The 20,793-nt window shown below is 44.7% G+C and carries 15 protein-coding genes; 6 read left to right on the plus strand and 9 right to left on the minus strand.

What is annotated here, in order from left to right:
• The first annotated feature begins 86 nt into the window (after positions 1-86).
• The gene (locus AC1DYB_RS17295; protein WP_477436794.1) at positions 87-1,292 is read left to right on the plus strand and encodes a GAF domain-containing sensor histidine kinase; all 1,206 of its coding nucleotides are present in this window, start codon (positions 87-89) and stop codon (positions 1,290-1,292) included.
• 223 nt (positions 1,293-1,515) lie between these two features.
• Here AC1DYB_RS17295 and AC1DYB_RS17300 read toward each other — a convergent pair whose 3' ends face one another.
• The 9 genes from AC1DYB_RS17300 to AC1DYB_RS17340 form a co-directional block, all read right to left on the minus strand.
• The gene (locus AC1DYB_RS17300) at positions 1,516-1,815 is read right to left on the minus strand and encodes a hypothetical protein (protein WP_477436796.1); all 300 of its coding nucleotides are present in this window, start codon (positions 1,813-1,815) and stop codon (positions 1,516-1,518) included.
• A gap of 121 nt (positions 1,816-1,936) precedes the next feature.
• Positions 1,937-4,513: a M1 family metallopeptidase gene (locus tag AC1DYB_RS17305; protein WP_477436798.1), complete on the minus strand. Its 2,577-nt coding sequence runs from the start codon at positions 4,511-4,513 to the stop codon at positions 1,937-1,939.
• A gap of 7 nt (positions 4,514-4,520) precedes the next feature.
• Positions 4,521-5,702, minus strand: a complete 1,182-nt coding sequence (locus AC1DYB_RS17310) for an NRAMP family divalent metal transporter (RefSeq protein WP_477436800.1) — start codon at positions 5,700-5,702, stop codon at positions 4,521-4,523.
• Positions 5,703-6,464 carry a LamB/YcsF family protein gene (locus AC1DYB_RS17315; protein WP_477436802.1) on the minus strand — a complete coding sequence of 254 codons (762 nt, stop codon included), beginning with the start codon at positions 6,462-6,464 and terminating at the stop codon, positions 5,703-5,705. It abuts the gene before it with no gap.
• Between the two features lie 9 nt (positions 6,465-6,473).
• Entirely contained in the window at positions 6,474-7,466 is a 993-nt protein-coding gene (locus AC1DYB_RS17320; RefSeq protein WP_477436804.1) for a 5-oxoprolinase subunit C family protein, read from the minus strand.
• Between the two features lies 1 nt (position 7,467).
• Positions 7,468-8,184 carry a 5-oxoprolinase subunit PxpB gene (gene pxpB / locus AC1DYB_RS17325; protein WP_477436806.1) on the minus strand — a complete coding sequence of 239 codons (717 nt, stop codon included), beginning with the start codon at positions 8,182-8,184 and terminating at the stop codon, positions 7,468-7,470.
• A gap of 347 nt (positions 8,185-8,531) precedes the next feature.
• Complete coding sequence (locus AC1DYB_RS17330; RefSeq protein ID WP_477436808.1) at positions 8,532-11,252, minus strand: TonB-dependent receptor; 2,721 nt, start codon at positions 11,250-11,252, stop codon at positions 8,532-8,534.
• A gap of 40 nt (positions 11,253-11,292) precedes the next feature.
• Complete coding sequence (locus tag AC1DYB_RS17335; protein ID WP_477436810.1) at positions 11,293-12,144, minus strand: SAM hydrolase/SAM-dependent halogenase family protein; 852 nt, start codon at positions 12,142-12,144, stop codon at positions 11,293-11,295.
• Between the two features lie 92 nt (positions 12,145-12,236).
• Positions 12,237-12,437, minus strand: a complete 201-nt coding sequence (locus AC1DYB_RS17340) for a hypothetical protein (RefSeq protein WP_477436812.1) — start codon at positions 12,435-12,437, stop codon at positions 12,237-12,239.
• Between the two features lie 391 nt (positions 12,438-12,828).
• Here AC1DYB_RS17340 and AC1DYB_RS17345 point away from each other — a divergent pair, with 391 nt between their 5' ends.
• The 5 genes from AC1DYB_RS17345 to AC1DYB_RS17365 all read left to right on the plus strand — a co-directional run bounded on the left by AC1DYB_RS17345 (position 12,829) and on the right by AC1DYB_RS17365 (position 20,783).
• Positions 12,829-13,431, plus strand: a complete 603-nt coding sequence (locus AC1DYB_RS17345; RefSeq protein WP_477436814.1) for an RNA polymerase sigma factor — start codon at positions 12,829-12,831, stop codon at positions 13,429-13,431.
• 77 nt (positions 13,432-13,508) lie between these two features.
• The gene (locus tag AC1DYB_RS17350) at positions 13,509-14,468 is read left to right on the plus strand and encodes a FecR family protein (RefSeq protein WP_477436816.1); all 960 of its coding nucleotides are present in this window, start codon (positions 13,509-13,511) and stop codon (positions 14,466-14,468) included.
• 132 nt (positions 14,469-14,600) lie between these two features.
• Positions 14,601-18,104, plus strand: coding sequence for a TonB-dependent receptor (locus tag AC1DYB_RS17355; protein WP_477436818.1), 3,504 nt, complete (start codon positions 14,601-14,603; stop codon positions 18,102-18,104).
• Positions 18,105-18,117: 13 nt separating this feature from the next.
• Positions 18,118-19,878: a RagB/SusD family nutrient uptake outer membrane protein gene (locus AC1DYB_RS17360; RefSeq protein WP_477436820.1), complete on the plus strand. Its 1,761-nt coding sequence runs from the start codon at positions 18,118-18,120 to the stop codon at positions 19,876-19,878.
• Between the two features lie 404 nt (positions 19,879-20,282).
• Entirely contained in the window at positions 20,283-20,783 is a 501-nt protein-coding gene (locus AC1DYB_RS17365; protein ID WP_477436822.1) for a class I SAM-dependent methyltransferase, read from the plus strand.
• The last annotated feature ends 10 nt before the right edge of the window (positions 20,784-20,793 follow it).

Consider the following 20,793-nt stretch of genomic DNA (forward strand, 5'->3'; position numbering starts at 1 on the left):
ACGATGCCGGCTATTAGCAGCCTTGTTACCTGATGGTGACTGTTAAGGATTTATTAAAGCATATATTTGTTTTGTTTACACCAACGATGGCTATAAAAACATTACCTCTTCCCGAGAATGAAACTGAAAGGTTAATTGCTTTACAATCCTATCACATCATGGATAGTGGTGAAGAAAAAGATTTTGATGCCATTGCTTCCATAGCGTCAGCGATTTGCCACACACCTATTTCCCTTATTACCTTTATTGATGATAAACGGCAGTGGTTTAAATCGCATATCGGTACTGACCTTTCAGAAAATTTCAGAGATTTATCTTTTTGTACCTACACCATCGCCTCCCAGGAAGATATACTGATTGTTCCCGACGCCTCGTTTGATGAGCGTTTTGCTACCAATCCTGTAGTATCTGAAGCCAAAGTTACCTTCTACGCAGGCGTTCCTTTAATAAATGAGGATGGATTTGCGTTAGGCACCCTTTGTGTGCTGGATCAAGAAACGCATGATTTCAGTGAGGCGCAAATTGATGCGTTAAAAGCGCTGGCTAAACAGGTTGTAGATAAAATTGAGCTGCGCAGAAAAGTTACGACGCTTGAAAAAATGAACCAGGAATTAATGAATGCAAACGTGTTGATACAAAAGTTTGCTTCAATGGCTGCCCACGACATTAAAAATCCGTTGAGCAGTATCAAACTGACTTCACAAGCTTTACGAGGGCGCCAGGAAATAATACAAAATGATGGTTGCCTGCGATTAGTGAATATGAATATCTCGGCTACAGATAACCTGCTTACTTTGGTTGATGAGATGATGGCCTATTCTAAAAACCCGGCTTTACTATTGAAAAAAAAGCGGGAGTTTGAGTTAAAAGCTTTGGTGAACAGGTTGTTAAGCCTGTTGGTTGTTCCGGATAATGTACAGATCGATTTGCCTATAGCTACGCATAAGGTATACTTTTCTATTATTGCCTTTGAGCAAATACTGATCAACTTATTAAGTAATGCTATTCGCTATAATGACAAAAATAAATGTGTGATCAAAGTCCGATTCGCTGAAACTGATGAATTTTACCAGTTGGAAGTAGAAGACAATGGATCGGGTATTCCCGAAGAATATTTGGAAAAAATATTTACCAATAATTTCACATTAAAAACTAAGGATCGTTTTAACAATTCTGGTTCAGGTATTGGATTATCAACCGTTAAAGACCTGCTTTATCTTTTAAATAGTACAATTACCGTTAGTTCTACTTACCGCGAAGGCTCAACGTTTACCGTTCGCTTAAAAAAATAGTACCATCGTCTCAAATTTAAATCCATAATTACAGCATCCCGATAAAACCTGTTAACAAAAACCTTTATATATGTTTTCCTGATTGTCCACTGTACGTTTTCCCTTTCTGAAGCAGCGGGTATCATTTTGGCTTGCAGCACAAAGGCCTACCTGTTTGCTTTCTTGCAGGCTGTACCATCCGCCATCGCTTTTTTCAGCATCTACCAGGTATAGCGACCTCCTGTCAAAGAAATTGTAACACTAATTGCTCCCATTCCGCTTTCAAAGACAGGTCTGGGCGAATTTTCCCTGCTCTGCGATACCAGTAATCGGCGTTCCCTATGTCACCTTCTTTACGGTGCAGGTAAGCATGAACCCACGCCGATGCCGGATCATTCAACTGATCAACCAGTTCATGCGCTTTACGCCAATCACCTTTACCATCATACCAGAGACTTTTCAACTGCGCAGACAACTCACCAATAGGCTGTTCTAAATTTAATGAAGCCTTAAATTCCGTTAAAGTTTTACCTGTTTCTTCCATTTGATTAAAGATAAGTAGTAAAACAGTACGCAGGTATTAAGCTATAAAATATTTTTATCCTATCCCGGTGTTCGTGAAATTTGCGGTTTGATGTCGCCCATGCTCAATTTCTTTAATTCGATCAGCGTTTTAGCATTCGTTGCGCCCGCTGCAGGTTATCAATAGCCTGCAGTATTTTATCTTTTAACTTAGGGTTATAATTGGGATGCTGTTTCAGAAAATCGCCGACAATCTGATAAGCCTCCTTAGTTTGATAGTTACCAAAGACCGCGCCCAGCCACGATTGCGGAAAAAACACGTCGCCAGTTCGCTGAATTTCTTCAACCAGTTCCAGGCTTTTGCGGAGGTATTTTATAGATGTTTTTTGCCTTAACGGGTGATTTAAATAACTCAGCGCGGCTGTTACCCAGGCTTCTTTTGCCCTGTTTTTACGATCCGCAAGGCTGTTAAAAAAACCGTCGCGCTCCTGCTCACTCAGGGACAGGGCGGACATCAGGAAAGTAAGCCTGTTTTTGCGTTCAGCGTTACTTACCCTGGCTTGCTGCTGTTTCAATACCGAAGTAACTGTATCGCTTTTCAGGGCAATGGAAAGCGCCATAGCGGTATAATCATCTTCGGCCAGTTTAATGCCGGCCGGAGGCTTTTGGGTTAACCATATCTGGTAGATTCGGCTTTTAGCTTCAGAACTTAAATAAACGTTTTGGTAAGCGCCAAACAGTATCTTTTTATTGTTTGGCGCTTTCTGTTGCTCCATAGAGGTCCATAAAGCTTGTTCAACAGCCATGCTTAAAGCAGTCCGCTTTTCGGGCAAAGTAAACGTCCAGTAAACGCTGGTAACATAGCCGGTAAGCAGGCGCAGGTTCATCTCATTTTTTTCGATGCCGATGCCGTGCAGGTAAAGTTTTAATAATTCAACCGGTTTAAAAACACGACCGGCCAGCATATTCTCATACGCGTTAATATAAGCCGATGCCCGCTGCAAGGGGCTTTCCAAATTAAAACAGCTACTGGTCATGGCCCTGTCTGTTGGGAACAGACCATAGCCCACCCCATCGGAATTAAATAAGATGAACGAGGGCTTTGCCAAACCTGCAGCGGCGTTCAGTACAATTTGCCGCGCATTCATGTTTACCGGGATGGTTTTGCTATGATCAGGATAAACCAGGGTGATATTAAAAACCTGTGGCCATATGCGTTGCGCCCCTACTTCAGGATGTTGGCTGATGATTAAACTCCTGATTTTATTGCCGCCATAATTCACTTTAAAATCAAACACCGGCCGGCCTGGCTGGTTTACCCAAACGTTGTTCCAGGTATACAGGTTAGTAGTGCTGTATTTGCTCAGGATGGCTATCAGTTCAGGCCAGGTAGCATTACCGTAGGCGTATTTTTTCAGGTATTCGCGTATACCTTTCTGGAAATTATCTTTACCCATCAGGCTTTCCAACTGGCGCATCATAATGGGTGCTTTATGATAGATAATATTGCCGTACAGCGAACCCGCGTCCTGTAAATTATCCAGTTGCTGCCGTATTGGATTAGCCCCCGGGGTCCGGTCAACCCCATAGGCTGCCGGATAATGATCCTGCAAAAATTTTAGATTAAACGTTTCGGTCCCCATAAGTTTTTCGGTCACCTTATCGGCCATAAAGTTGGCAAACACTTCCTTCATCCAAACATCGTTGAACCATTCCATGGTCACCAGATCGCCAAACCACATATGCGCTGTTTCGTGCGAGATCAAATTAGACCGCGCGATGAGTTGATCTTTGGTAGCGCCTTCATCTAAAAACAAGCTGGATGCCTTATATTGTACCTCGCCTGGATGTTCCATTCCGCCAAACTGAAAATCGGGTATGGCCACAAACCCTATCTTTTGAAATGGATAAGGTATCCCCGTCCAGTTTTCCAAAAAGCTAATGGCATCCTGATGAGCTGTGAATATGGAATCAGAATTTAATTTAATTTTGGCGGAATCAGTTTCACGATGCAGGAATTCGGCTTCACGGTTTCCTATCATCTGCCTGACGTCAGCGTATTTTCCGGCAGTGAACGAGAACAGATAGGTGGGCAACTTATCCGTAGTGCTAAAAAAATACTTTACCTGGTTATCATGTTCTTCGGGTGCCGGCTCGGTTTGCTTTATGCCATTTGCCAGCACCTGCCAATCTTTAGGCACACTAAGTGTCAGTAAGAACTGAGCCTTTAAGCTGGGCTGATCGAAGCAAGGGAATATGGTACGGGCACGGTCGGGAACGGAAAGACTATATAAATAATCGTCGTTCCGATTCAGCGAGGCATCACCTGCACTAAACGTAATCATAATCATGTTTTCCCCAATACGCAGGTATTTTTTATCAATAATGATATGCTCCTTTTCCAAGATAATCGGAATGGTGGTATGATCTATCAACTGAATCAGTTTAACATTGCCCGCATCCTGCTTAAAGTCAATTTGCAGCGGTTGATCTACGGATTTCAGTATAAATTGGATCCCGATGTCGCCGGTAACCCGCTCATTTCGTGCAGCCGGTACTTTTATGCTGATACGATAAAGGATATCGCTTATTACCGAATGCCTGTACTGCGCCAATTGGTAGGAAACCCCGGCCTCCACAGGCACAGGTTTAACTTTTTGCTGGGCCATTGCAACGGCATTTATAATCAACAGGAATAATATCAGTTTAGTTAATCTCATATATTTATTAATGTCCTAACATTTGTGTAATGGCACCTATGCTCATCCAGGTCATGGTGCCAACAACCAGCACGCCTAAAATAGTAAGCCATAAAGGTTGTTTGTATGATGCTATGATCTTTGACCGGTAAGCGGCAATTAGCATCACGCCCAAAGCAATGGGCAATATAAAGCCATTAATTGCTCCAACTATGAGTAGTATTTTCACAGGTTTGCCTATCGCCAGAAAAATACAGCAGGATACGATAATGAAGGCAATAATAATTTTGCGGTTCCATTTTAAAATCAATGGGCTAAAACTTCTGATAAACGAAACTGAAGTATAAGCCGAGCCCACGACGGAAGATATCCCCGCAGCCCAGATGATCACCCCGAAAAGTTTATAACCAACCTGGCCAGCGGCGAGTTGAAATATAGAGGCCGCCGGATTAGCCGGATCAAGCTTGCCTCCGGCAGTAATTACACCCAAAGCAGCGATAAACAACAACAGCCGCATGAGCGACGCTAACCCGATAGCGCTTAAGGCACCCCGATTAACTGCAGGCAGGTTTTGCTGACCGGATATCCCTGCATCCAGCAGGCGGTGTGCCCCGGCAAAAGTAATGTAGCCGCCCACAGTGCCGCCAACAATGGTGAGCACCGCAGTAAAGCTAAATTGGGAAGGATTTACCGCTCGGGCTGCTGCTTCAGCCAATGGTGGGTTACTGATATAGGCAACATATAGCGCCAATGCAATTTTCAGGCAGCCCATGCACTTGGCAAACAAGTCCATGGCCTTGCCTGATTCTTTATAGATAAATATGCCAATGGCCACAATAGCGCTCATCACGGCACCCTGCCCAACGCTTACACCAAACAAAACATTAAGGCCCAACCCGGCCCCGGCAATATTACCGATATTGAACGCCATACCACCCAAAAACACAAGGAACGAAATAAAATACCCCAGACCAGGCAAAAGCTGATTAGCAATATCCTGCGCAGGCTTATCAGCTACCGTAATAATACGCCAGATATTTAACTGGGCAATAGCATCCAGCACCACCGAAAGCAATATCACAAAACCAAAGCTGGCACCTAACTGCGCGGTAAATACAGCGGTTTGTGTTAAAAAACCAGGACCTATAGCTGAAGATGCCATCAGGAAAGCGGCACCTATTAAAACGCTCCAATTGTGCTGCTTTTTCATTTATTGCACCGGGGCTTTAATGCTTACGCCCTCGGCTTTCAATTTTTCATTGATTTTTTTGGCAAATTCAACCGCATGCGCACCATCGCCGTGCAGGCATAGCGTTTCGGCCCTTAAGCTGATGCTTTTTTTATTGGTTGATATAACCTGTTGTTGTTTCACCATCATCAGCACCTGGCTGATAGATTGCTGTTCATCGGTAATCAGCGCGTTGCTTTGGGTGCGTGGGGTGAGTGAGCCATCGTCCTGGTAAGTGCGATCTGCAAACACTTCCGATGCCGTAGTCAAACCTATTTTTTTTGCCCAGGTAATCATTTCGCTGTTAGCCAGTCCGTATAATATCAATGAGGAATCAAAATCGTGCACCGCCTCGGCAATAGCTTTAGCTAAATTAATATCCTTAGCAGCCATATTATATAACGCGCCGTGTGCTTTTACGTGGTGAAGTTTCCCGTAAGCGGCTTTAACAAAGCCCGACAAGGCACCAATCTGGTACAAGGTCATCTGGTAGGCTTCACTTGCTGATATCTTCATTTCCCGCCTGCCGAAGCCCTGCAAATCGGGCAGGCCCGGATGCGCGCCAATGGCCACCCCCTTTTTCACCGCCATGCCAACCGTATGCTGCATTACTTCCGGGTCGCCGGCATGGAAACCGCAGGCTATATTAGCTGATGTGATATAATCCATCAGGGTATCATCGTTTGGCATGGGGTAGTTGCCAAAGGCCTCCCCCATATCACAGTTCAGGTCTATGCTTTGCATGATATCAATTTATAAATATTTGCTTTGTACAGCTGTGGTTAGCTGATGTAATTGTTGTTCACGTTCAATATACAGCACTTCTGCTTCACGCCGACTAATTTCTTTAAAATAAATGGTGTCGCCCGGTTTTAGCTGGGCGCATAGAGGCATATCCACAGCTGCTACTTGTGCTATCCGAGGATATCCCCCGGTTGTCTGGCAATCTGCCATTAAAAGCACCATGCTGCCGCTGCCGGTAACTTGTATGGTGCCCGGCGTTACTGATGTACTTAGTAATTCATCATTTTTAAAGCGATGTAGTGCTGCGCCTTCCAAATGGTACCCCATTCTGTTACTTTGCCGGCCAATAATATATGGTGCCGACAAAAAACCGGCGATACTCCGGGCATCAAACCAGCCAAATTCGTTTCCGGGTACCACCTTGATCGTTTTACGGTTTGCTGGTAAAAAACTTTGCGGGGAAATGCTCCATTTGGGATAATTGACCTGATCGCTTCTAAGGCTTTTTAATATTTTTTGTGTGCTGATGGATAGTTTCTCATCGTTTTGCAAGACATCTCCTTTTTGAAGAACCCGGCCATCCAAACCGCCAAAACCGGCGGTCAGGAAAGTACTTTTGCTGCCCAAAATTTCCGGCACATCCCAGCCGCCGGCGACTGCCAAATAGGTACGGATGCCGCATGGATTATTTGTTAATTTGATGGTTGTTCCGGATGGAATGAAAAGAGGACGCCCAGCCAGTAATTCTTGTTCGCCTGCTATTAATATCGCTCCATCGCCTGCATAAGCAATCAACAGATCGGTTCCAGCAATAAATTCCACATCGGCATAAGTAAATTCGATGACAGCGGCATCATCTCCGTTACCCACAACCTTGTTGGCAATACGTGCCGACAGCGTATCCATTACCCCTGATACCGGCACCGCCTGCGATAGGTATTGGTAACGCCCCCTATCCTGTATGGTGCTCATGAAGCCGGCCTTTAATATTCGTATCTGCATATTAACCGGCTGTTAATTCCTTAAATTCTTTCGCATCGATAGCCTTAAAGATCACCGTATCGCCGGGCTTTAATAATGACGGCTGCCTGCGATTCTGATCAAATAATCTAAGCGGCGTTCGCCCGATGATCTGCCAGCCGCCTGGTGTTTCCAATGGATAAACACCTGTTTGCTGCCCTGCGATACCGACTGCTCCGGATGGTACAGACTTTCGTGGCGTGGCTTTGCGTGGCGTGGCCAATCGTTCATCCATCCCGCCTAAATAAGCAAAACCCGGTACAAAACCTATCATGTAAACTTTGTAGGTGGCTGCGCTGTGTAACCTGACTACCTCCGCTATGCTGAAGCGATGCCGACCGGCTACCTCTTCTAAATCAGGGCCAAAGTCGCCTCCATAACACACCTGGATAGTAACAATATCCCCCTCAACTGGCTTAGCCGTTTTCTTTTGACGATTCAGATCAGTGAGGTAAGCCGATACTTTTTCAAAGCAGTCTGCGCCCGGTAAATCAGATTTTATCACTAAAACAGGATCGTAAAAAACCGTGAGTGTGGCATACGCGGGCACCGTTGTACGGAAACCGGGAAATGGCCGCCCGTAAAGCAAATTGTTTAAACTATTAACCGCGTTCAACAAATTCCCGGCAATTTGTTGCCCAAACTCAACAGTAACGGCTGTTTCGCTTAAATAATAGATTTTAAAGGCTCCGTCAGGCATAAACATATTTAAGTGTAAAACAACCCGGTTTTATTTGGATAAATCTCGACAATACCATTTACAGTTGCAATCATATGCCGTTATTCAATAAATTTTATGGAAAATAGTTAATCGTTTGTTTTAATATTCGGATTGAACGCAGCACGTGACTAAAAGTTAGTGATTTTTTCAATTGTCTAACGGCCCATCCGTAAAAGTATTGGCCGATGTAGCCAATAACATCTGCTGCAATTAAACCCTGCCGGCGCGGCGAAGAATATTAAAGCTATTATTTTTATTTTTTCATTTGAGATCCACCTGGTATTATTTGATTCCAGGCACTATACAGCTCAGTTTAAAAAAACATGTTACTTACCTGCAGGAATAATAAGTGTTAACCGGCCAAAAAAGAATGCTCCTAATGTTCCCATTTGTACCGGCGCATATTTAAATACGCCAAAATAACTGTTATCATAAACCTGTTTATCCGGATAGATATTAAACAGGTTATTTGCGCCGATAGTTAGCGTAACAGGGTTAATAGCATAGCTAAAGGAAATATCAGTAACTACCTTACCTTTAAACTGCTGCTCTTCCCCAAATGGAAAATCATTACGGTCAACCGCCCCGAAATATACATTGCGCAGGAACACACTAAACTTTTTATAGCTATAAGCTAACGATAAATTGGTTTTGGTGTGTGGTGTGCCTTTAACTATTAGTGTGCTGTCATTGGGCGAAAAGAAGATCCGCTCCTGCCCTTTTAACTGGCTGGGTACATGAATACCTGTTATTTTATTGGTGTTGATATTAAAGCCTAATGAGGCATTAAACCTGCTGCTACCACTGTGAATGGTGTAATCGGCCACTACATCGATGCCTTTGGTACGGGTATCCACCGCGTTACTGAAAAACCGGGCAGAGCTTGCACCGAGCGGGTTAATAATATCCTGTATGGCCTGTACCGCGTTTCCATCCGGATCGAACCCAAAACTGCCTGTAAGCACTATCCTGTCTTTAATGTTGATCAGGTAACTATCGGCAGAGATGTTCAGGTTTTTTACTGGTTGGGTTGTAAACCCAAAGCTGTAATTAACTGATTTTTCCTGCTTTAATTTGGGGATACCCAGTGCTTTGGCCACTGCGCTGTTATTGGTAAAAAAGCCTGATGCGCCCAAAGTATTATCGGGCAGTATATCTGTGCTTACGTAGCTAAAGTATTGCTGCTGTAACGATGGTGCCCTGAAACCGTTACTTATGGCACCGCGTAAATTAAAACCACTGGCTACCTTATACCGCGTTGCAAATTTGCCGCTCAGCGCCGATCCAAAATCACTGTAATGCTCAAAACGTGTGGCACCGCTGATAAGCCATTTGGATGTTACATCCAGCTCTGCATCCGCATAAACGCCGGTGTTGTTACGGGCTTTATTAACGGCGTTCTGCGGCGAAAAGCCTGGAAACGATTGTGAGCCGCCGGCCAGTCCCGAAGGGTTTGAAACCGTACCATCCGCGGCAGTTACCAATGCGTAGTTTTTCCATGATGCTTCCTCGCCGGCACGGATCTGGTATTTATCTACCCTGAACTCGGCACCGAAGGCCAGGTTTAACCCCTGTAATACATCAAATTTACGGCTGATATCAAAGTTGGTTGTATTTTGTAAAAACTCGTGGCCGCCAGCTTTAAAGCTGGTTGGCGACTTATCTTCAAGCGACGCATTTACGGTATTATTTATAAAATAATCAAACCTGTTATCGCCAAGAGTATTGCTCAAGTCGGCTTTCCAACTGCCCAGCGTATGTTTAAAACCAAAAGCTATTGATCTGTCGCTGATGTGAGATGTAGTGTTAGGCTGGTAACCATCAGGAAAAACACTGTATACATTCACTGTATAATCACTCGGCAAACGGCGGAAACCGTAACCCTCGCCCTGCCGGTAGCTATACCCGCCAAATGCATAAAACTCACCTTTCCCATCGCTGAACGGCAGGCTGAGATTAATGAACGATCCTAAATTTTTGATCTTTGCATCGCCTATTTGAAAATTAAATTTATCGCGGCTCAATCCTTTTTGTTTCAGCATATCATCATCGTATTTGCGTGAAGCTGCAGGATCATTGGTAAAATCGTAAGCGAAAAAGTTATTAAGCGCCGACTGATCAAAAATAATAAGGTTGTTGTTCTGCGCGCGGGTTGTGCGGTCGCGAATGTAGCCTTCGCCGGTAATATTGATGTACCCCCCGTTTTTGCCTAAAGCAGTGCCGTAATTGAGGTTAAGCTGCCCCAATCCCCCATCGCTTTTTGAGCTTACACCACCCGTGGCTGACGCAAACAGGGCACCGGTATTTTTTTTGAGCACGATGTTTACCACACCCGCAATAGCGTCAGAACCATATTGAGCCGAAGCACCATCGCGCAATACCTCGATCCTTTCAATTGCTGAAGCCGGGATCGCGTTTAGATCAGTACCAACAGAACCGTTGCCAATAGTTCCCTGGTTGTTTACAAGTGATGTGGTATGCCGGCGTTTACCGTTGATAAGCACCAGCAATTGGTCGGGCCCCAGGCCACGGATGCTTGCCGGGTCAATATGTTCGGTGCCGTCAGATGATGACTGCCTGTTGGAGTTAAATGACGGTGACGCGTATTGCAGCAGTTGGTTCAGATCATTTTGGGGCGTTTGCTGCTGAAGTTTGACAATATCAAATACATCAACAGGTGCGGTTGTATTTAAGCGTGTGCGGCCCGCGCTCCGAGTGCCCACCAGCACAACCTCGTTCAGCACGTTACCAGATGATGGCTGCAAAGCAATGTCAAATTTGGATGAGCCTGTTATGGTTTGGATATAGGCTTCGTAACCTAACATGGTAACCTTAATGGTTTTATCGGTATTGGCAGCTGAAAAGCGGAAGGATCCGTCTGAACTACTGGCTGTACCCCTGCCTGATGGCTGGGCAATAATAGTTGCGCCATGAACAGGTTTACCGGCATTATCGGCTATGTGGCCGGCAATTACTTTATCCTGTGCATTAGCAACCGTATTGATGAACAGGAAGAACAAAATAGCAGGAGTAAATTTTGTTTTCATGATGATAAAATCAGGAGCAGTAAACAAACTATTTTACATTTTATTTTTTCGAAGCCAGCGATACTTCTACACTCCAGTCGTTGCCGCTGCTTATTTTGTGTACATCTGCGAAACTCGCCTGGTTAAGCGCAAATGAAAGCTGTAGCAAGCTGTTCAGGTAACTTAAGGGTTTGCCCTGTGCAACGGCGCCAAAGGTTTGGCTGTATGGTGCATCGCCCTCATAGGCTTTTTTGCCGCTGTGGTAAATAATAACATGCAAAGCATCGCCGTATGCGGGGTTAAGCTGTTTAACCAGGTCATCGCCAATATTTGTCCAGATGTTCCCGTATTGGATATCAAGAATAGCGATAGTGCCTTTCAGCTTTCCTCCCTCAAACGCAGCCTTTTGATAAGGGATATTGACTACCTGTTTTGGCAGTACAGATCCAACTTGCTCAAAGCTGATCACCCCTGCAGCTAAACGGGCGGCAGTGTAAGCGTACACATCCCGGCCGTGAAAAGTATAGGATTTACCAGAATCCTTGCGGCGGTTAACGGCCTCGTCTATCTCCCTGATCTCCGCTATTCCAAAAGTCTCGGCTACCAGCGTGAGCGTGCCGTTATCGGGCGTAACTATAAACTGGCCTGTATTGGTTTTCAACACTACCGATTTACGGGTTGTACCAACTCCGGGGTCAACAACCGAAACGAACACAGTACCCGCCGGCCAGTAGTTTATTGTTTGGAACAACCGGTAGGATGCCTCCCAAATGTTATAGGCGGGTATTTCATGGGTAAGATCATACAATTTCAGATCGGGCGATACGCCGTTGGCTACGCCTTTCATGGCCGAAACGGCACCATCCTTAAGTCCGAAATCCGATTGAAAAACAACGATTTTATTTTGTGCCACAGCTATGCAACTGAGTGCCAACAAAAAAATAACACTAAAAAATTTAAATATATGTTTCATAATAAGGTATTTAACTAAATTACAAACTGCTTTTACTTGGCCAGCTGGCTAATCACTTGATGAGCCTTACTGTTTTCTTCAGGCAGCCCGCTGGTTATACTGATCAAGGTGCTGTAAGGCGCAAATGAACAGACGCTGATAATTCCTTCCCCTTTGAATTTTGCCGCCATTTCTTCATAAGGCTTTTTAGTATCAAAAAATACTAAAATAGCCTGAGAGTCGGAGTGTTTCATTAAATTATCAATTCAAAAGTTTCACCGTACCTGAACCTCGCTCCTATGGCGGCCATCTTATCCGGCCCATTACTACTATACTGTTCAGTAAATGGGTAATATAAACTAAGATACAAGGTAATTATTAAGCAAATTAATAATCAATATGCAGTAAAGATAAATAATCTATAATAACTATAGATATTGTAGCGTGTAATTTATGGTATAACTTTGCGAAAACGAACTGTCATTTTTTAACGCCGGCTAATTAAATCCATCATCGCTATAGGCTAGGTGTAATCCATCCTGGCCGTTATCTTTAAAATAGGCAAATAATTCAGCTGCATTGTTAATAAAAGCATAACACAAGGAAGTCGCTAAAACGATATTCGCCATTTATTTTTGCTGCCGCATGGCAAACTTCGAAGAGATTACAAATGATATTGATTTGGTTGCCGCCATGCAAACCAACGACCAGCATGCTTTCCGACAGATTTATGACCGGCACTGGAAATCATTATACCTGCGGGCAGCCAAAAATGTGGGCGAAGATGAAGCCAAAGACCTGGTGCAGGAAGTAATGGTATCGCTGTGGAAAAGGAGACACGGGATCAGTGTTATAAAGGAAGAGGATTTAAGCAAGTATCTTTTTACCGCGCTAAAATACAGAACCATTAGTTTTTACACCTATGCATCCGCTCAAATAAAAAAAGCAGAATCACTGGACATCGCTTTTGAAGCGGCCCCGGATACACTGATGGAAAATAAGGAATTAGGCAAACTCCTGGATACGGCCATTAACAATATGCCCGAGAAGATGCAGCTGATCTTCAGGATGAGCAGAGAAGATGATATGCCCATTGCTACAATTGCTGCACAACTCGACCTGTCTGAACAAACGGTTAAAAACCAGATCACCCAGGCACTCAAAAGGCTTCGGTCGGCTGTTCTGGATCACCAGACAGGTGATTGGATACTTCCCGTAGTTTTTCTGCTTTACACATCCCATAAGTAGAAACTTAATACAAACTTAACACACCGCGTATAGTACTAAAAGCTGTTTGCTTAGATAATAGGTCAAAAGCACTGCTCATGGACATCCTTAAAATAAGGGAAATATTAAAACGCTACTTAGCAAGCAAAACCTCGCCGGCCGAAAATAATAAGATAGATGCCTGGTACAATAAACTGGATGAAGAATCACCGGTTGCCCTGGACAGAGAAAAAGAGCAGCAAATTAAAGAGGACATCTGGCTATCCATCATGCCTCAACTTAACAATAATGGTGCTGCTGTTAAAAGTATAAACTACCATTGGTTAAAAATCGCGGCTACCATGCTGCTGATAAGTTCCGCAGGGTTTCTTTTTTGGAAACATAGTCAACCCGAAAAAAAATCAACTTTAGCAATAACAGGCTATAGTACCATAAGCACCCAAACGGGCCAACGCAAACGGGTTAATTTGCCCGACGGTACTGTTATTACTTTAAATAGCAGTTCCTCTATCCGCATAGCCAATAGCTTTAAATCAGCAAGAAATGTAATTATTGAAGACGGCGAAGCTTTTTTTGATGTAAAGCACGACAATAATCACCCCTTTATCATCAAGAGCGGGCCCTTAACCACCCAGGTATTGGGTACTGCTTTTAATATACGTGCCTATAGCGCGCTTAATAAATTATCAGTTGGGGTTACTCATGGTAAAGTGGGTGTAATGCTTAAAAATAAAACAACACAATACCTGGTCAATAATCAGCAGTTGGTGTTCGATAAAAAACAGGCACGCCTTACGATGTCATCGCTCGATCAACAAACTTTAACATGGCAGCAAGGCAACATGGTATTAAACGATGCCAGCTTTGCCGAGATGGCCATTTTAATGGAGAAGAATTACGGGCTGCATATTTCAACCAATGAAAAACGCGTGTTCTTAAACCACTTCACTGCCACACTCAGCACTTCCATGCCGGCGCTCAAAGCCCTGGAAGTTATTACTGCCATACATCATTTAAAAATTAAACAAAGGAGGGACACCATAGAAATTTTCCGATAAAACAAAGAGAGACGGTTGCTGCAAACAACCATCTCCTTTAAAAGCCGGATCACCGGCAATGCTTCAAATCTTTCACAATCAAAAGCCATACAATGTATGAAATTAAATTTTAATCAAGTTATCATTAAAGCAATGAGATTTACTTTTGTGTTACTTACGGTAATCACAACTGCTTCCCTCCTGCTTCCGGCGCATGCCAGCAGCGGGCAGATCCTCGAAAAAAGGGTTTCTGTCGATATCAGGAACGCGTCCATGGAAGCTGCCATCCATGAACTACAGGAGCAAAGCAGCATCAACTTCGCCTATGACCGCCAGCTCATCAGCAGGTATACGGGCGTCAGCCTCAATTTCAGGAACGAAACCCTGGAAAATGTGCTTAAAAAGCTACTTACCCCACGCTCGCTTGGGTTTAAAGAGGTAAACGGCATTGTGGTGATCAACATGCTCAGCAGCGCAGTGATCAAACAACAACAGCCAGGCAAACTTAGCGGCAGGATCACCGACGAAAAAAGTCTGTACCTTCCCGGCGCTACGATCAGGATCTTGGAGCTGAACAAAGGGATTCAAAGTGACGACAACGGAAATTATCTGCTACAGGCTCCCGCGGGTGATTATTCCGTGGAAATAAGTTACATCTCCTATCAAAGCAGGCGATTTGAACATGTAATCATCAAAGCCAGCGAAACAACCGCCCTGGACGCCCAACTGCTACCGGCTGCAAACGGACTAAATGAAGTTGTAGTTGTTGGTTACGGCACGCAAAAAAAGGTGAACCTGACCGGAGCGGTTAGCCAGGTAGATTCTAAAGTGTTTGACGACCGGCCAGTAGCGGGTATCGCACAGGCTTTACAGGGTGCTATCCCAAACCTTAACATCACTTTTGGCGATGGTCACCCCGGCAGCCAGGGAAAATTCAACGTGCGTGGTTATGCCTCTATTACCAACGTGAGTGGTTCACCGCTTGTATTGATCGATGGCGTGCCGGGCGACGTGAACATGATCAACCCGCATGATGTGGAAACGGTATCAGTTTTAAAAGATGCGGCCTCATCTGCCATATATGGCGCAAGGGCAGCTTTCGGGGTGATTCTCATCACCACCAAAAAAGCAAAAAACGGAAAAGTATCCATCAATTTCGGAAGCAATTTCAGCCTGCAACAGGTGGCTACCAAAACCGATTTTATAACCGATGGTTACACGCAGATGAAACTGGTTGACGAAGCATTTTCCCGCAACGTTGGTAACAGTTACAGCGGTTATACAGCCGATGATTATGCCCAGCTTAAACTAAGACAAACCGACAAATCCCTGCCATCGGTTGTGATACAGAACCGGAACGGGCAGAACCAGTATGTATATTATGGCAATACAGACTGGTGGCATTTCCTGTTCAGGAACACCACACCAGCTATGGAGCATCATTTAAGTATCACCGGAGGCAATGATAAGGTAGATTTTTTACTATCGGGCAGGTATTACCAGCAAAAAGGCATCTACCAGTCGGACCTGCGGGAAGATGTTTATAATGCTTATAATTTCAGGGCCAAGGTCAATGCGCACCTATCTAAATGGCTGACCGCCTTTTCCAATACGCAGTTTGCCGCCAACGATTATGTTTGGCCTGCCAATGGCTACAACTCCAATAACCCTGGTTTATATAATCATGCCATGGCCGCTTATGTTCCGCAAAATCCAGACGGGACTTTCACATACCGCACAAACCTGAATAACTATGGTGCAAATGAATATGCCGACTTACAGAATGGCAAAAGCCTTGGCGGTACCAAAAGTTACGACATCACCAACGCCCTTGGCTTTAACGCGCAGATCACCAAGGGACTGATATTAAATGGCGTTTACTCTTTCCAGCTGAGCCCCTACTCCGATTTTCAGCGTAAAACACTAATCCCATGGTCAATTAACCCCGGAGTGATCAACTATGAAGGTTATGACCAGTTAAAAGAAAGTACGCAGCTGAACCAGCATCATTCCGTAAATATTTACGCAACCTACGAGCAAAAAATAAAAGATCATAGCTTTAAGATCACCGGGGGATACAATTATGAATTGCAGAAGTACAAATCAAACAGCACCCAACGCCAGAATCTTCTGTCAGAAGACCTGAACCAGATAGACCTGGGTACAGGAGCACAGCAGGCCGGCGGCAATGCCAGCGAATGGGCCTTACTGGGTTATTTCGGCAGAATCAATTATGACTATAAAAGCAAATACCTGCTGGAAGTTAATGGCAGGTACGATGGTACTTCCCGCTTCCCAACCAAAAGCCGTTTTGGTTTCTTTCCTTCGGTATCAGCAGGATGGCGCGTTAGCGAAGAAGATTTCTTCAAAGTGCTTAAACCCGTGGTATCCGAGTTTAAGTTCCGGGCCTCCTACGGTTCATTAGGTAACCAGGATGTAGGCACAGGCAACAGTAACCTGTACCCTTATATCCCGGTTATTACCTCTGCCCTTTCCAAATGGATTGTGAATGGCACCCAGCAACAAACCTTAAGCTCGCCAAAACCGGTTGTACCTGATTTCACCTGGGAAAAATCAACTTCCCTTAACCTGGGTACAGATATGGCTTTCTTCAATAACCGGCTGCAAACATCATTTGACTGGTATGACCGCAAAACCACCAATATGCTGATCAATGGTAAAACATTACCATCGGTATTCGGCGCGGATTCTCCAAAGCAAAACGCCGGCGACCTGGATACCAAAGGCTGGGATATCACCATCAACTGGAAGGACAATGGAACCATCATGAATAAACCCTTTGGTTATAACTTTGGGATCGTATTATCGGATTATAAAGCGAAGATCACCAGGTTTGACAACCCCAACGGTTTGCTCAACAACTTTTATGTAGGGCAACAGCTCGGCGAAATGTGGGGCTACAGTATTGATGGCTTTTTTAAATCAGACGAGGAAGCTAAAAACTGGAAAATTAACCAGGACTATGTTGACGGCCAGCGTACTGGTTCGCCCGGAGAATGGGCGCAATTGCATGCGGGCGATCTGAAATTTAAGGATACCAATGGCGACGGCGTGATCAACGATGGCAAGAATACAGTGGCCGACCATGGCGACTTGAAAAAGATCGGCAATTCATTGCCCCGCTATTCTTTTGGCATCAATGCCGGGTTCAACTATGGCAATTTCGATCTTTCGCTATTTTTCCAGGGAATAGGCAAACAAAACTGGTATCCTAATACCGAGGCAGGTATGTTCTGGGGTACTTTAGGCAGACCATATTCGTCTTTTATCCCTAAAGATTACGAGAGCAAATTATGGACACCACAAAACCCTAACTCATATTTCCCTTTAAACAGGGGTTATGCGGCATATTCAGGGGGCGAGCTATATTACAACAACGACAAGTACCTGCAGAACCTGGCCTATATCAAATTAAAGAACGCGACACTGGGCTATAACCTGCCTTCCCACATCATTAAAAAGTGGAAAATTGAACGCATGCGTTTTTTCTTTACCAGCCAAAACCTGTTCACCCTAACCAAACTCAAATCCAAATATATCGACCCGGAAGCGATCACACCTGATGCCTCGGATATTGGCGCCAGGGGGTATCCTTTCATGAAGACCTACACCCTGGGATTAGATGTCACCTTTTAACAAAGAAACACACATGAAAAAGATCTTATACATGGCTTTCGCGGGCATGCTCCTGCTATCTGCCTGCTCCAAATCACTTGACCGGGAACCGCTTTCCCAGATATCTCCAGACAAAAGCTTCAACTCAGAAAATGAGCTTCGGCTTTACGTACTATCATTTTATGATAAAATGCTGCCTTATTCTGATTACGAGGATAACGGTTTTACCAGTCTGTACGGAGAAAACAGCGACAACATAGTGTTAAACTCGCTTGACCAGAAAGTTACCGGCAATCGCCTGGTACCCGTTTCAGGTGGCGGTTGGACCTGGGATAACATGCGTAATGTTAACTATTTCCTCCAGAATTACAGCCGTGGAGGACTTAGCCCAACCATTACTGATAAATATGTAGCTGTAGCCAAATTTTTCAGGGCATATTTTTATGCCAATATGGTATCCCACTTTGGCGACGTGCCCTGGTATTCTAAACCTATTGATGCTACAGACAATACGGCGCTAACCAAAGCCCGGGATCCCCGTACTTTGGTCATGGACTCTGTACTGAATGATATAGATTTTGCCATAGCGCATTTACCGGTAACACAATCGCCCGTTGAGGTGAGTAAGTGGACAGCACTGGCCCTTAAAGCAAGGTTAGGTTTATTTGAAGGCACATTCCGCAAGTACCACACGGAGTTTAAACTTCCCGACGCCGAAAAATTCCTGAAAGCTTCTGCCGATGCAGCGGCGCAAGTTATAGACCAGGGCCCTCACACCGTTTACAGCAGTTCAGCCGATAAGGCCTACACCGATCTATTCAGTGCCTTGAATGTAAATACCACGGAAGTGATCCTGGCAAGGCCTTACAGCGCCAGCCTGCAGCTAACGCACAACGTTAATTATTACACGGTTTCACCATCATTTGGTAAGCCAGGACTGGAAAAACGCCTGGTAAATAGCTATCTTATGAAAGATGGGTCCCGATTTACAGACAAAGCAGGATATGCAACCATGCAGTTTGCTGAAGAAACCAAAGACAGGGATCCCCGGTTGGCCCAAACCATACGCACACCCGGATATAAGCGTGTTGATGGCACCAATGTACTTGCCCCTTCCTATTCAGGTACAGTAACCGGATACCAGCTCACCAAGTTTGTAACAGCCGCGGCGAACGACGCCAATGGCAAATCGCCAAATCCGCTGCCCATTTTCAGATATGCCGAAGTGTTGTTAAACTATACCGAAGCGAAAGCGGAACTGGGAACTTTAACACAGGCTGATCTGGATAAATCGGTTAAGAAACTAAGGGATCGTGTGGGTATGCCCGGAATGATTATGGCCACATCAAACATCTCCCCTGATCCTTATTTAGCTTCACAATATAAAAATGTAACTGGCTCAAATAAGGGAGTGATACTGGAGATTCGGCGTGAACGTCGTATTGAACTGGTGATGGAAGGATTTAGGTATAACGACCTGATGAGATGGAAAGAAGGACACCTGCTTACCGATCAGTTTAAGGGCGCCTATTTTCCAGGAGCTGGCAGTTATGATCTTGACAGAGATGGCAAAACAGATCTGGTCATTTACACCGGCGATCAGCCCAATATTCCTAACGCGCAGTTCTTAAAACTTGGAACTGATGTTTCCCTCGAGAACGGAACAGCCGGGGGCAACATCGTGATTAACCCCAGCACCCCTAAAAAATTTAATGAAGCCAGGGATTATTTATTTCCCCTGCCCACCCAGGACCTGTTGCTTAATCCAAACTTGAAGCAAAACCCTAACTGGTAATAAACTTAAATACAGCTGTGCCGCAAGCCGGCGCAGCTGTAATTAATCCATCTTATTTGCGTTGGTGGTGCTTTACAAACATGCTGCTATTCACAAATCGCCGTTTATTCTTTTTCCGAACATGCGACAGCCGTCATCTATAAATTTTTTATAAGCCTGAGGAATTTCCTGTAACAGTAATTAGCTAACGGTTATTCCGCCATGTGTAAACTGGCATCAAGCGCCACTTCCCCTTTACCCGATATGCCAGCCCTTGTCCAACTCATTTCCCAATACATCACCCCATGTAGATCTTGTCGATGAACAGGATCGTGGGAAAAGACAGCAAACCGTCAAAATTAATGGAGCGCAAAGATAGTATCCCTGGCTAAGTGCTTATTTTTGATAAGGAGAATTTTAAAAGCATGAAACAAACCGATGCTATAGCGCTGATCAGTAACGGAATTACGGCCGGTTCAGCGCAACGCTGGGCTGATTTGGGCTGCGGCGGAGGAACGTTTACCGGGGCGCTTTTTCACCTTTTGCCGGCGGGAAGTGAGATCTGGACTGTTGACCGGCAAATTCAGCACCTGGATATTCCGGTGAATTTTACCATGGCCAATTTTGAAACAGATGACCTGAAATTAGCCGGTCTCGATGGCATAATGATGGCCAATTCGCTCCATTATGTACGTGACAAGAAAAAACTAATTGCTAAGCTCGAGGCTTATTTTTCAGGAGCTCCGGCTTTTCTGATCGTTGAATATGATACGGACAGCGCCAATCCCTGGGTACCCTATCCCCTTTCATTCCCAAGTCTTAACACCTTGTTCACAGCGCTGGGCTACAACCAGATCACCAAACTGGCCGAGCGCCCATCTGCCTATAACCGCGCAAAGATCTACGCCGCGCTTATTCAGCGATGAGCGTTTTGAT

This window comes from Mucilaginibacter sp. P2_A4, assembly GCF_056405015.1.